At 51.2% G+C, this 14,178-nt stretch carries 7 protein-coding genes and 1 pseudogene; 6 read left to right on the plus strand and 2 right to left on the minus strand.

Annotation, left to right across the window (positions count from 1 at the left end; translation table 11 throughout):
• Nucleotides 1–11: 11 nt before the first annotated feature.
• From ACX1DY_RS14160 to ACX1DY_RS14170, 3 genes and pseudogenes are all read left to right on the plus strand, one after another.
• Nucleotides 12–2,237, plus strand: a complete 2,226-nt coding sequence (locus ACX1DY_RS14160; protein ID WP_458964835.1) for a glycoside hydrolase family 65 protein — start codon at nt 12–14, stop codon at nt 2,235–2,237.
• A pseudogene (locus tag ACX1DY_RS14165) lies at nt 2,218–2,391 on the plus strand (HAD hydrolase-like protein); the annotation flags it as partial. The gene ACX1DY_RS14160 and the pseudogene ACX1DY_RS14165, both read left to right, overlap by 20 nt.
• A gap of 37 nt (nt 2,392–2,428) precedes the next feature.
• Nucleotides 2,429–3,553, plus strand: a complete 1,125-nt coding sequence (locus tag ACX1DY_RS14170; RefSeq protein ID WP_458964836.1) for a DUF4432 family protein — start codon at nt 2,429–2,431, stop codon at nt 3,551–3,553.
• A gap of 91 nt (nt 3,554–3,644) precedes the next feature.
• Here the strand turns inward: ACX1DY_RS14170 and ACX1DY_RS14175 are convergent, their stop codons facing one another.
• Entirely contained in the window at nt 3,645–9,038 is a 5,394-nt protein-coding gene (locus ACX1DY_RS14175; protein WP_458964837.1) for a CBM35 domain-containing protein, read from the minus strand.
• Between the two features lie 380 nt (nt 9,039–9,418).
• Between ACX1DY_RS14175 and ACX1DY_RS14180 the strand changes: the two genes are divergently transcribed.
• From ACX1DY_RS14180 to ACX1DY_RS14190, 3 genes are all read left to right on the plus strand, one after another.
• Entirely contained in the window at nt 9,419–9,976 is a 558-nt protein-coding gene (locus ACX1DY_RS14180) for an RNA polymerase sigma factor (protein WP_458964838.1), read from the plus strand.
• Nucleotides 9,958–11,091 carry a DUF4367 domain-containing protein gene (locus ACX1DY_RS14185; protein ID WP_458964839.1) on the plus strand — a complete coding sequence of 378 codons (1,134 nt, stop codon included), beginning with the start codon at nt 9,958–9,960 and terminating at the stop codon, nt 11,089–11,091. Before ACX1DY_RS14180 ends, ACX1DY_RS14185 begins: the two co-directional genes overlap by 19 nt.
• A 183-nt stretch (nt 11,092–11,274) precedes the next feature.
• A complete protein-coding gene (locus tag ACX1DY_RS14190; RefSeq protein ID WP_458964840.1) occupies nt 11,275–12,810 on the plus strand; it encodes a flavocytochrome c in 1,536 nt (511 codons plus the stop codon).
• 111 nt (nt 12,811–12,921) lie between these two features.
• On the opposite strand, the gene ACX1DY_RS14195 is transcribed toward ACX1DY_RS14190, so the two are convergent.
• Nucleotides 12,922–14,151, minus strand: coding sequence for an NAD(P)/FAD-dependent oxidoreductase (locus ACX1DY_RS14195; protein ID WP_458964841.1), 1,230 nt, complete (start codon nt 14,149–14,151; stop codon nt 12,922–12,924).
• Between the last annotated feature and the right edge of the window lie 27 nt (nt 14,152–14,178).

The following is a 14,178-nucleotide window of genomic DNA, read 5'->3' on the forward strand; positions in this document are numbered from 1 at the left end:
AGGGGTTGCAGATGAACGAAGAAAACCTGTGGTGTCTGAAAGAAAACGGGTATCACGCCGGGCTGCACAAGCATTATGAGGGACTCTTTACCCAAGGAAACGGCTACATGCATGTCCGTGGAAGCTTTGAGGAGGGGTGCAGCGATGCGCCCCAGGATGAGGACTATCTGCGCTTTCCCGACAACGTAACGCTTGAGAAGCCGCGGCATCCCAAATCCAAGCAGGGAACGTTCATCCCGGGCATTGTCGGCCGGCATCCGCTGCTGAAGGAGGAGATTGTCAATCTCCCTTATTACCTGGGGCTTGAATTTCAGTCTGCCGGCGAGAGGCTGGATATGGACCGGTGCCGGATTAACGGCTACACACGCTGGCTGGATCTGCATGATGGAAGCCTTCATCGTTCATTTGTATGGGAAACGGCGGCGGGCATGCAGCTTCACTGTACATTTAACCGGTACATCAGCATGTCGGATACCCATCTCTGTATCCAGCGGGTACAGATTGAGGTGTTGGCAGGCGAAGGTAGGCTGGAGGTGAAGGCCACCCTCCGGGCTGATGTGCGCACCAATGGAATGAATCATTTTTCCCGGATTGTTCCCTCGGCGGAATTAGCGGGCAGTCTGTCACTTCAGACCATAACGGATGAGGGCAATCAAATCTTCATGCTGTCTGCGCTGGAAGTCTCTGAAGCGATGACCTGGCATGCAGAAAATACCCGGATGATGGCTGCGCTCCGGGGGGATTGCAGGCTGCAGACCGGGGACCGGTTGACTATCAGCAAGCTGACTGCGGTGACAACGGGTCGGGATATGGAGGTGGGAACGGTCCGCGACAGGGCGCTTATGCATCTCAGCCATGCCCGCGATTTGGGCTGGGAACAGCTTTATAACCGGCATGCTGCCAAGTGGAAAAGCAAGTGGCAGGATGCTGATATCCGCATCAAGGGTGATGATACGGCGCAGGTAAACGTCCGCGCCTCTCTCTACCATCTGATCCGCTCAAATAGGGAACAGGATGCACGGGTGGCAATCTGTGCCAAGGGTTATGCTGGCGAGGCCTATTTTGGCAGGTATTTCTGGGATACGGAGATCAACCTGCTGCCCTTCTTCCTGCACACCAACCCGCAGGCTGCCCGCAATCTGCTTCTTTTCCGCTACAATACGCTCGATGGGGCCAGGTGCAACGCCCGGAATTATGGATACCGGGGAGCACGGTATGCCTGGGAGTCCTCGTTAAGCGGGGAAGAGCAATGTGCCAACTGGCAGTATGCTGATCACGAAATTCATATAACGGCGGATGTAGTTTATGCCCTGTACCACTACGTGAATGCTACAGGAGATGATGATTTCCTGGAGCGCTACGGCATTGATATTCTGGTTGAGACGGCCCGTTATTGGTCGGACCGGGTAGATTGGAACCGGGAAGGGTATGGCGAGCTGCTCGGCGTTATGGGGCCGGATGAATATTTACCGTTCACCCGAAACAATGCCTTTACCAACCGCATGGTCAAATTCAGTCTGGAGCAGACCGTTGCTTGTCTGGACAGCCTGCAAAGCAGTAAGTCGGATAGCTATGCGGCTTCGGCAGAGCGGCTGGGCATCCGTCCAGATGAACGGGAGCTCTTCCGGCACACGGCGGAGAAGCTGAGGCTGCCTTACGACAGCCAGATGGAAATTGTCCCGCAATCCGACGACTTCGCCCAATATGCCGATGTGGAATTTGATAGTCTCTGGACAGACCGGTCCAGGCCATTTGGCCATTTCATTTCCCAAGAGCGCAATTATCGCTCCAAGGCGTTAAAGCAGGCGGATGTTCTGGAATTAATGCTGCTGTTTCCACAGGAATTCTCCCGGGAGCAACTGAAGGCGGCCTATGCGTATTATGAGCCGATCACGACCCATGATTCCTCCTTGTCAGTGGCGGTTCACGGCATTGTGGCATCATGGCTGAACCACAAGGAGGAAGCAGCAGATTTTCTGCAGCGGGTGATGGATATTGATCTTTCCCTGGAGAAAAAGGGTGGCGCTGAGGGGATTCACATCGCCAATTGCGGCGGCCTGTGGCAGCTCATCGTTTACGGATTTGCCGGTTTGGCGAGTGCGATGTGGACCGAAACCATTCACCTGCACCCCCGGCTGCCTGAGGGCTGGGAGGAGCTGAGTTTCCAGCTCGCTTGGCGAGGGGAGCGCTACCGGGTAACGGTTAATCCAGATGTTTATGAAGTACACAAGCTGTAAGGGAGGGAAGCAGTTGCGAGCAAAACCGTTTGAGGCAGCCATCTTTGATTTGGATGGCGTCATTGTCGATACCGCAAAATTTCACTACCAAGCCTGGAAGCGCCTTGCCGGGGAGTTAGGGTTCGCTTTCAGCGAAAGAGAGACGAGCCATATCGGCGTAGCCGATCACACCGGATTGGGAGGCAGCCCGTATGAACAATAATCGAATAACCGAATTGACGCTGGCACAAATGCAGCCGGATATTCCACATGCGCTGCCGGGAGGCGGCTTTGTCACCCTGACGCTTTTTACAGACCGCTTTGGCTCACAACTGCATCTGTTGACCGTATCAAATGGCAGGCTTGTCTTTACCGTGATTCTTGAACGGGGTATGGACATAGGGGAAGTCAGGCTGGAGTCTGAGAAGATAAGCTGGGAGCGTGATGAGCGGTATCTGCTGCATCCGGAACACGTGGACCTTTCTGGCAATGAGCATTCAGGCTGGGAGTCGGGCTTCTATGCAGCTGTAGCTGCCATAGGTCCTGAAATATTCGGCACCCCGGATGAGGTAAGAACCCTTCATGGGACGGGGTCTTATTCCCCGGCGTTGTTGGAATCGGTAAGACTGGTCTGGGATGAGCGGCAGATTTGCTTGGAGGGCAACGTTCCAGTGAGAGGGTATGGAACGTTGCCTGTTTATGAGAAAACAATCCGGATGGTAACGAATTACGGGGCAGCTACGCTGTTCCGGGAGGATACGGTGCGAAATTTAACGGATACACCCCAGCCTGTAGATGACGGTTACCATATCCAGTTGGCGGGAACTTTTATGTCGGGTGGCGGAAATTATGTTCTGCCGGTTTCGTCAAAAAAACTACTGCTCCGTGACTCTGCCCCTCCGGAGGAAGATCCGTTTGCCGTCTACGATTTTGAAACCAGGCTGGACCCGATCCGCTGTTATCAATACGTTCCTGAGCCAGTGGAGGGGCTGACCGGTCTGCCGCAGGTCCGCGATTACTGCGCCGCTGCAGGCGATGGCCAGGAGCTGACGGCCGAGATGCTGGTGAACGCAGGGAAAGATGCCGCGGCCTATGTGATTCGTTCCTTGCAATGTTATCCCCGTTCACTGATAGCCAAACGGGCGATCGGGGACTGTATGTATGCTCTGGAGCCCTGTAAGACCAGACCCAATTCTCTAAAACAAAAAACGATAGACGGCGAAATTGTCTATGTCGGCCCCCGTGGCCAGTGTACCGGCTGGATCATCTTGGGGGCGACACGTGATCCGCAGGAAATTACAGCCCTTACGCACTTGATCCGAAGTGCGGCAAAGTGACACAAGAAGCGCTCATCCCTTGCTCTATTGCAGGGGGTGAGCGCCTTGTTTATGCTGTGCAGATCCGGTAATATCCGTTTCTACGCAATGCTTATCTCAAATAATTCATCAGGATCTGTGCTGCTTCCGCACGGGTGGCAGGAGCTTTGGGAGCAAATGTACCGTCAGTCCGTCCTTTCACGAAACCAAGCGAAGCGGCTGCAGCCACTTGCTCCGCTGCCCAGTCGGAGATGTTCGCAGCATCCTTAAGGGAAGGGCTGACCGGAGCGGCTGGAATTGCACCATGCTGGAGCCGGTACGCCCGCATCAGAATGACAGTCATCTCTTCACGGCTTATCTCCGCAGCCGGCTGGAAGGCTTCCGGAGTCCGGCCGGTAATCAGTCCGGCCTGCACCATGCCGGAGAGTGCCTGCTGATACCAGGCGCCTTCCGGAACATCGGTGAAGGAAGTGGTGCCGCTGCCTTTCAACTGCAGCGTGTTCGCTATCAGTTGAACGAATTCAGCCCTGGTAATATTCCGGCCGGGCTGATATGCCTGCTCCGATATGCCTCGGATCAGATGCTTCGCAGACAGCTCACTTAAAGCTTCAAATGCCCAGTGAGTGACAGGAACATCGCTGAATTGCTTCGAATACTCCAGCAGCGCGTACATGCCGCTGCCGTCAAGAAGCGCCTTCAACCTGCCGTTTTCAGCAGCCCCGCCCAGATAGGTGAGAGTATCGTCACTCTCCACACGGTACAGACCCAACAGCCTCGGATCAAGTCCATCGGCCGGCCAGTTGAGGGCTACCGGAACCGGATAACCCTTCAAACGGTGCACCGTTCCGTCCGCGCTGGACAGACTCAGGTCATAATTAATCAGCTTGCCGTTCAGGGCTACGCCGGCTTCCGTCTTCAGCCGTACTTCTTCGAGCGCCTTCCGTTCTGCCGTCAGCAGGAGCTTTGCACCCTTGCGCTCTGCAGCAGGAATGGCTTCTGCCAGCTGCTTCAGCAGCTCCGGTGCCAGTACAAGCTCTATTCCGTCTCCCTGCACAGACAATGAATGGATTCCCAGGAGCTCCCCGGCATTTACCGGAAGCTCAATTGCTGCCGCTTGCCCCACCTGCACTGTAACCACTCCGTTCACCGCAGGACTGCTCAGCTGAGCGGCTGAAATGACTGTGGCCGAAGGCAGTGGCGTTGCGGCTGGCTGTGGTGTTGCCGCAGGTCCTGGTGTTGATGACGGCGGACTCGTCGGCGTCACCGGAGGATTGGTTGGCGCTGCCGGTTGACGCTTAACGTTCAGATCAATACTCTCTGTATGGACCGTATCTGCATAATGACGTTTACCGATAATACGGGTATTGGTCACCTCTGCCTTATATGCACCCGCATCAGAAATAGCGGCCTTCTCTACAATCAGACTGCTTCCGGTGGCACCTTCCAGTACAAGGTCATTCTTCAGCCAGCGGTAGCTCAGCTCCCCGTAAGCTGAAGCGGAAACTACGCTAAAGGTTACCGGATCACCCTCCATTACCGGGTTCACGGTCGCTGTGAACGATTGGACTGACGGGATTTCATGTGCCGGATATACCTTGAGAACCAGCTCCGTTCCGGTGATACGTTCCGGATTCACCTCCGCTTTACCGGTCAGCACAACACGGTACGCTGTCCCGTTATCTTCTATTCCAGGAGTGAAGCGGTATACCGCACCGGTAACACTTGGAATCGGCAGCCAATCACCGCCACCGGGTCGCTTCATTTCCCACTCCATAGACCCAACGTCTCCTGTCGCATCAACCAGAAGCGTTAAGGGTTCATCTTGGACGGTCTCAAGCGCAGGCGGCAGATCCGCCGCGAAGGCAGGTGTAATCCATTTAACCCCGGCCGGGAGCACTTGCAGAATATATTCCTGCTCTCCGGTTGTGCCGCCTTCTCCCGTCACGACGGCCTTATAACGGTAGCCGTTCATCGCTTCCGTCAACTCCGGAAGCATCAGCCTATCGCCGGAACCGACCGGTTCGCCGTAGCCTTCTCCCTTGTCTACATACCAGGTATAGGACAGTATTCCAGCCCCGTTACCGGCGGCGCGGAGCACTCCGGCTGTTCCTGCCCGCAGCGAGCCTTCACTGACGATCTGCACCTCCAGAGCCTTAAGGGTCCATTTCGCTGTCAGCGTCAATGCGCCAGGCACGGTCTCATCTGTAAAGCTCCATTTCTCTGCATCGTTGTACCAGCCCTCCAGCACATAACCCTCATTCGTTACGTCCGGAGCAGTCAGCAGTTCGCCGTATACAGCCTGAACAACCGTCCGCGCCGGACTTCCGCCATTGGCGTTAAAGGTTATATCATAGCGTCCTCCGGTTTCCGTCAATGCGCTGATTTCACTATTGCTGAGGTTGCGGATTTCAATTTTCATGCGTTGATTTTCCTTTGCCTGATCATCAGCTAGCCTCACCGTAGCGCCATCATTCTTGGATGCACCCTCTACAGTGATTACTTTATTATTACTTTTGTTCACTACTTTATAGTAGTCACCGTCTTTTTCCAGCTTCCACTGCTGGGTATCCGGAATGGACCCGGAAGCTCTTGTATTCTGACAGAGCTGCTGTATGGCAGAACCGGGAAGAATGTCGAGGACATGCCCGCTTTGAACCGACTGGATCTGGTAATATCCTGTACCAAGATCCAAGAATCTCCACAGTTGATTATTTCCGTCGCCATTAGCCCACTGGTTAACTACCGCCAGCGGATCACTGGAAACTCTGTCCACGTCCAAGGCTTTTCCGCTGTGCTTTGGCTGAATTTTGACCATTTTTTCAGGAATGATCTTCTTGGCAATCGAACTCATAAATCCGCCGCTGGTTTTATCAATGGTGAGAACGTCGATATTGAATCTTCCGGTATCGCTTCCTTCGCGGATGAATTCAATAATATTATTTCCCGCTGTCAGATTGACTGACTCTGTCCGGTTAGTCCATGTATCCCAGTTCGCTGTCGGAGGTAAGGACACTTGTTTGATTCTCTGTCCGTTAACATACATCGTCATGGTTATATCAGACTTCTGCGCGCCGGAATAACGTAATGTTGACGTATAGGAAGCTGTATTGGGTACGTTGACTTTGAATTTAATGGAATCGCCTGTTTTCTCAAACCCGCCTACAAATCCGTTGCCTTCATACCATAAATGATCCTTGGCAATCTGCAGACTGCCTGTTCTGGTAGCATCCTCTGCCTGATACCTCCAGGGAGTCCGTTTGTTAAGATGAATGCTGTCAATATTGATAATGCCTGAATTGTCCGTTTCATTCTTATAAACAATGGTGTTTTTTCCCTCTTTCAGACTTAACGTCTCCAGCTGTTCCTTCCAGACTGTAAGCCCGCCGGTAGCCGGGAGGGTTATACTTTTAATCCGGGTACCATTCAAATACAGCGCTAAGGTTTTGCCGGCAGCTTCTTTTGCATATCTCAGCTTTACATCATAAGACGCCGCATTCTCAACATTTACAGCAAACTCCACAGATGAATTCGCCCGGGACAACCCGGTTACATAACCGGTTCCCATATTGCCGTCTTTGGCATAAACGACAGCAGCATCATCCGGGCCTGCAAGTTTTGCATCTTCGGCTCCATAATGCCAGGTTGTTGCTTCAGTAACTGTTATATAGTCTAGATTGACATTGCCGGTGTCGCCAGCGTCATATTTATACATAATCGTATTTTCCCCCTCCCGGAGGAAAACATTGTCATAGCGGTCGGCCCATTTGTCCCAGCTTTTCAGGCTGAAAAAATCTACCTGCTTTATCTTTTGCCCGTTTACATACATACTCAAGGTTCTGTCATCATTAAACCCTAAGCTGTAGCCCAGATTAACAGAATAGTTGCCTGCATTGGCCGCATTTACTTTAAAGGAAACCGCAGAATTTGAAATCCATAATCCTCCGGCAAAACCGGTTCCGCTGTATCCCGCATGGTCTGCGTCTACCTTGGCATTTCCGGACAGCACGGCATTTTCTGCTTCATATAAAGTGCTTCTTTTAATAATCATGGCATCCAGAGCCAAAGTACTCTTGCCGGACAGGCGGATCGTGTTGCTTCCGGCGTTAAGCTTAATGTTATGTGCGGATTGAATATCGAAGTTTGCTTCAAATCCTGCATTAGAGGCGAAGGAAAGCACCCGGGCAGCCTCCTGGTTCACACCTAGTTTCATAGTAACAGCATTCGCCGTGTTGTTGTTGTACCTGAAATCCAGGGAGTAGGTACCTTTAGCGTCAGTGTTTACAGTAAACTCTATATAGTCACTTTCGCTGCTGTTATTGTATTTTTCATATAAGCCGCCCGAAGCAAAAGCGCTTTTCCCGACGACTCTGGAAACTCCAGACAGTTTAGCCTCCTCGGCTTCATTAATTTCGCTTTTTTCCTCTCCGGAAGGCCTGTTCAGGACCGTGCCCGGGTTCGAAGGGATGCCGGGATTGATAAAATCATTATCATCCCAGTAGATACGCTGCGCTCTTATTCCTCTGTTTCCGCCGCCTTGTCCATGGGTCGGTATTCCATGATACAGAATCCAATCCTCGGTATTGTCTTCGGACTTAAGGAACAGGGGGGATCCGGGTCCATAGGAGCTGTTCTCATCCGATCTTTTCATCACAGGCTCAGGATATTTCTTCCATGAACCGGGTTTCATAACATCAGATGCTGCATCCGCTACGGATACCCCTACAGAATAGTTATCATTCATAAAGCTGCTTGCCGAGTAGGCGAAATAGATTTTTCCGTTTCTCTCAACAACTGCAGCGCCCTCATTGATATTATCGCCATGTTTTTCCCAGTCGTATTGCGGCATTGCCACTGTACCCTCGGGACCTTCCAAGGTCCACGGATTTTTCATTTTGACAATCGTCGGACTCTCATTGAACTTCATATTCGCCGGATTCTGCGGGTCCGGGAAATAGTAGTACTTGGTATAGGTGAAGTATGGTTCTCCTTTAATGGATACAACGCCGCATGCCAAACCATAGCCTTGAGTATTTAGAAGTCCCTTCTTGGTCGTAACCTGTCCATTGCTGTCTGCATTAGCGGATTCTCCCTTGAGCTCCCAGGTTCCTTCAAAAGGATCGGGAGATGAGTTCTCCAGGACGTAGGAACTCGGGTGCCCATATCCGAAACTTTCCTCTGGGCCTGAAGAAAAATAAATATACCATTTTCCTTCCAGTCTATATACGTATGGACCCCACACATACCCGAAATTACTTGGCTTCTTCCAGACTATTTCGCTTTTTGCCGTTGATACTCCGAGAATAGTTTCATGTCTTTTTAACGTGATATTATTATCGCCAGAAAAAGCTGAATAGTAATACCCGTCTGCAGCCCTGGCAATGGTAGGATCAGCACCGCCCATCAGCGGGTTGACATAGTTAGAGGTCACATCTGCACTAGAGATGCCTGCCAGCAATAATGAAAGTATTATCGCGAAGGGTAACATAATTAAACTCTTTTTCCTCATAGTAATCTCCTTCACTACTTATTTTTGTAACCGTTTGCAATTTTCTGTAGCGCTACGCACTCATTATAAAATAAAAGCGGAACTGTATTTCGGCATCATGTTTTACGATATTTTGTGGGATTATATTTGCAGGAGAAGAGTCGTGAACAGAAATCCGGTTTTCTTGCTTTTTATTTAGCTTTCTTATGTTATTTTTACTTTATGCCGTCAAGTTAGAGTAGAGCAGACGGTTTCGGAAGCAGGCTCTACACCAGGGAGATCAACAGGGATTCATCTGTTGGTCTCTTTTGCTGTGCAGTCGGAAGAAATAAATGTCACGTCTGAGTCTGCTCAAGTGTTATATCTATAGAAACAGAAAAAATAGAAGAAAGGAGACCAACGTGGATTCCATAGACGAGAAGATTAGGAGGATACAGGCCGGAGAGGCCAGCCTGTTCTCCGATGTGATCAGGCTGTACCAGCAGCGGATATACCTCTACTGCTTCCGGCTGCTGAACAGCAGGGAAGAGGCGGAGGATGCGGTGCAGGATGTCCTGATTAAGGCCTATCAGAATATCGGGCAATACAAGCCGCAGGCGGATTTCGTATCTTGGTTATACAAGATCGCTTACCACCATTGTCTGAATCAGTTGCGGCGGCAGAAATTTCAGTTTCAACTGCGCAAGCTGCTCCGGCAGGAGGTTACGGTGGACAGCGCCGAACAAATGGTTCAGAACCGCCTGTTCAGCGGGCCGGTCTCAGCCGCCCTGGGAAAGCTGGATGTGGAAGACCGAAATTTGTTGATTCTGCGTATTTATGAAGATAAATCGTTTGCGGAAATCGGCGAAATTCTGGGCGTCAGTACGGTTACTGCACGAAAAAGATATGAACGGACCAAAAACAAGCTTAAAAAGGTATTGGAGAGAAAGGAGCAACAACTATGGGCAAGAGTGAATTAACCCTGGAGGAGCGGTTTATGAAGGACGGAGACCGGTCTGCCAATTTCATCCCTGTTGATGTTCATGAACCTGTAATGAAGGCGCTTGGGCTTGGCGGGACCTTACCTGCTGCAGAAGAGCAGACACCTCTGCAGACACTTCCGCCAAATGAAGGGGCTCCTAACGTTATGCGCAGGCTAGAGACAGAAGCCAGAAAGCGGCGGAGCCGGAAGCGAATCCTGCGGATTCCGGTGCAGGGCTGGGTGGCGGCACTCCTAGTAATAGTCGTGCTGGGCGGCGGCTATACCCAGTTTTCCGGTGAACTCCGGCAGGGTGCCGAATTTCAGTATAAGGTGCTGCCCTATAAGCCGCTTCAGGCGACGAAATCAGGCGGTATGATAGAGAAAGCGAAAGAACCCTTGCATCCCTGGCCGGACAAGATAGAGACGAGCAAAGAGGAAAAAATCTACAGTATGAAATATTCAAAGGGCTACAAAACCCTTGAGAAGCTACTGCTTCCTGGAGAGTCTGCCACCTATTTCATCACTCGTGGGAAAGAAGAACCTTATCTTAACCTGTACCGCCCGTCGATCACGTTCAAGGACTATGCCGCCTATAAGGCCAGTGCAGAGAAGCACAACGCTCCGGTAGTGAAGCAGCCAGGGTATATGCCGGAAGGGTATGTCTTGGACCAGGCGATGTTTAGGCCTTCTTTCTTAAAGGTTCCAGATGAGAAGCAGCTTAATGGCGGAAACGAGAGTGACCTGGGAGACAACTTCCGGCTGACATGGAGAGTGGAGAAGCCGGAGAACATTGCCTACCTTTTTTCTACACTGACGTACAAGAAAGGGAACGTTCAGGTGAGAATCGGTGCCTCACGTGTTGATGACAAAGATAAACCGGCAGATAGTTTGGCGTGGAACAAAACGACAAAGTTGGAGAATATTGAGATTGGCGGTAAGCAGCTCATTTATCGCGAAAATTCCGACAACAAGAAGCTCGACATGGGGTATACGTATAGCCTGGTCTGGCCTGACCCGGAAGCAGAGCTCATCTATAATGTAACAGTTCGCCAGGAGAAATCGGAGTTGACCAAGGATGAGGTCATCCGCATTGCCGCAAGTATGATGAATTAACAGAAGCCCGCGTCCGGCGCGGGCTTTTTGCCTATGCTATTTTTCCGAAAGCGTTCCGCCGCCTTAGCAACAAAGTCTACTTACTTTAGTTACAAAACTCTTTAATTATTTACGTAAGCTTCCAAGGTCAGCCCTTTTGACGCTATGATAATTGTGAAAATATGCACAAGGGGGCAACATCACATGAAAAAGAAAGCAGCCGCTGCTCTTATTCTCATTCTCTCTGTCATGCTGGTTATCGCAGGATGCGGCAACAACAACAGCAACAGCGCCAGCAGCGAGAACAAGGGGAAGACCAGTGAGACAAAAGAAAAAGCTGAAGCCGTATCGGGAGCATCTGAAGCAAGCTATACACCTTACGATCAATTAAAGGATAAATATGATATCATCATTGTCGGTGCAGGCGGTGCGGGTATGTCTGCTGCGCTTGAAGCCAAGGCAAAAGGCTTGAATCCGGTTATTTTGGAAAAAATGCCGGTTGCCGGCGGGAATACAACCAAATCTTCCTCGGGGATGAATGCTTCCCAGACGAAATTCCAGAAAGAGCAAGGCATTGAAGACAGCAATGATTTATTTTATGAAGAGACTTTAAAGGGCGGCCATAACACCAACGACAAAGAGATGCTTCGTTTCTTCGTTGACAATTCCGCAAGCGCGATTGATTGGCTGGATTCGATCGGCATTCGCTTGAACAATATCACGATTACAGGCGGAATGAAGGAAAAACGCACACACCGTCCTGAAGACGGCTCTGCGGTGGGCCAATACCTTGTCAAAGGTTTGGTGAAAAACGTTCAAGATAAAGGCATTCCACTATTTGTAAATGCCGACGTGAAGGAAATTACGCAAGAGGGCGGCAAAGTTAACGGCGTCAAGGTCCTCTTCAACCAGGCTGATGAAAAGACTATAACAGCGTCTGCTGTCGTTGTAACAACCGGCGGTTTCGGTGCCAACAAGGAAATGATTGAACAAGTTAGACCTGATCTGAAGGGGTACGTAACCACCAACCAGGTTGGCAGCACAGGCGACGGTATCAAAATGATCGAGAAGGTCGGCGGCTACACAGTCGATATGGATCAAATCCAGGTTCACCCGACGGTACAGCAGGAGAAATCCTATCTGATCGGGGAAGCGGTTCGCGGAGAAGGCGCTTTGCTTGTTTCGAGTGAAGGCAAACGGTTCACGAACGAAATGGATACCCGTGATAATGTTACCGCTGCGATCAATAAGCTTCCAGAAAAATCAGCATACCTTGTTTTTGATTCCGGGGTTAAAACCCGCGTCAAAGCGATTCAGCAATATGAAAAAATGGGCTTTGTAAAAACAGCGGATACGATCGAGGCTCTGGCCAAAGAAATAGGTGTTCCGGCGGATCAGCTGCAAAAGACACTGGAAACATGGAACAGCGCTGTTAAGAATAAAAATGATGCCGAATTCGGCAGAACAACAGGAATGGACAATGATTTGTCCGCTGCGCCATACTCTGCAATTAAAATTGGCCCTGGGATTCACTACACGATGGGCGGCGTAAAAATCAACACTAACACTGAAGTTCTGAAAAAAGACGGCAGCGTGATTCCAGGATTGTTTGCAGCAGGTGAAGTTACAGGCGGCTTGCATGGTCAAAACCGGATCGGCGGCAACTCTGTTGCAGAAATCATTATTTTCGGCCGTCAAGCAGGGATTAAATCGGCTGAATTCGTACAAGCAGCAAAATAATCTGTCTGATACATCAGGCACGTAATACGCAAAAATAAAGGGGATGCCCGAAAGCCATCAATCAGGCTTGGCGGGCATCCCCTTTTGTGTAATGGATATAGAGTGCGCGTCCTAGACCGGCGAAGGGGAGGGCTTGGAGGTACGCGTCAGCGAGAACAGCTCTAGCTCCGGCCTGTATTTACCGGCAAGGGTATCGGCCAAAAGCTCGGCGGCGATCATGCTGTAGACCGTACCGTTCCCGCCGTAGCCTTCAATGAAGAAGCAGTGGGGAAATTCCGGATGCGGTCCCATGTAAGGCAGTCCGTCCCGGGTTGACCCGAAGACTGCACCCCAAGAGTATTCGGCCTCTGTTCCGCGGGTTTCCGGGAAAAGCGCCTCAAGCTCCTCCAGCAGCCGCCGGCTCCGGGAGAGCACCCGGATATCCCGGCGCTTCGGATCGGTTAACTGCTCATCCTTGCCCCCGGCAATGATGCGGCCGTCCGGCGTGGTGCGGAAATACAAGTAGGGACGGGCCGTCTCCCAGATCAGGCTGTTTTCATGCCATTTGGGGAGGTTCTTCAAGGGTTTGGTCATGATCGCGTAAGTGTTGACCAGCGCCGCGCCCCGGTCCTTCTTCATCTCCTGCGTCTCATAGCCCATTGCAAAAATAATATTGCCCGCATAGATCCGTCCATTGTCCGTTATGCAGACTACACCATCCTTATTGTACTCATAATGCCGCGCTCTGGTATGTTCGAATACACGAACGCCATTCGTGTGCGCCTTCTCGACCAGGCTGTGAACGGTCCGGTACGGATTCGTTTCGGCATCGCCTGTAGAATAGAGTGCCGCCGGCTTGGTGAAGGAGTAGTGTGCGCTCACCTTGTCCTGCTCCCAGAATTCCGAATCAAAGCCGTGGGCAACAAGATGATCATGCTCCAGCCGCAGCGCGGGAACATCCTCAGGTCTGCTGGCATATAGCAGGCTACTGCGGGGAATAATTCGCGGATCAATATTCAGCTTGCCCGGCAGCTCCAGAATTTTTCGGATACCCTGCTGGCACAGTCTGTAGAATAGTACTCCGTTCTTTTCTCCGAACGTATTTATACAGGAGGTTAATGATTTGTCATTGGCTACCTGCAGCAGTCCGGTATTGGCATGGGAGCTGCCGCCCCCAATGACTCTTTTATCAATGAGTACTGTATCTGCTCCGTTCAAGGACATCCGGTAAGCAGCCATTGCCCCACCCATACCCCCGCCTACGATCAGACAATCGCAGCGGACATCCCCCTCTAGTGCCGGATAGACTGGAGGATTTATAAGAGTATTTTCCCAGGGCAGCCGCCCGCTGTTCAATTTCATCTGCTACTCTCCTTTGGCGAGATTCCG

The sequence above is a fragment of the Paenibacillus sp. BAC0078 genome, from assembly GCF_054483875.1.

Excerpts from the sequence above, each read along its gene's own strand:
- ACX1DY_RS14190 (WP_458964840.1), top strand. The coding sequence starts at position 11,275 with ATGAAAAAGAAAGCAGCCGCTGCTCTTATTCTCATTCTCTCTGTCATG.
- ACX1DY_RS14160 (WP_458964835.1), top strand. The coding sequence starts at position 12 with ATGAACGAAGAAAACCTGTGGTGTCTGAAAGAAAACGGGTATCACGCC.
- ACX1DY_RS14185 (WP_458964839.1), top strand. The coding sequence starts at position 9,958 with ATGGGCAAGAGTGAATTAACCCTGGAGGAGCGGTTTATGAAGGACGGA.
- ACX1DY_RS14170 (WP_458964836.1), top strand. The coding sequence starts at position 2,429 with ATGAACAATAATCGAATAACCGAATTGACGCTGGCACAAATGCAGCCG.
- ACX1DY_RS14195 (WP_458964841.1), bottom strand. The coding sequence starts at position 14,151 with ATGAAATTGAACAGCGGGCGGCTGCCCTGGGAAAATACTCTTATAAAT.
- ACX1DY_RS14175 (WP_458964837.1), bottom strand. The coding sequence starts at position 9,038 with ATGAGGAAAAAGAGTTTAATTATGTTACCCTTCGCGATAATACTTTCA.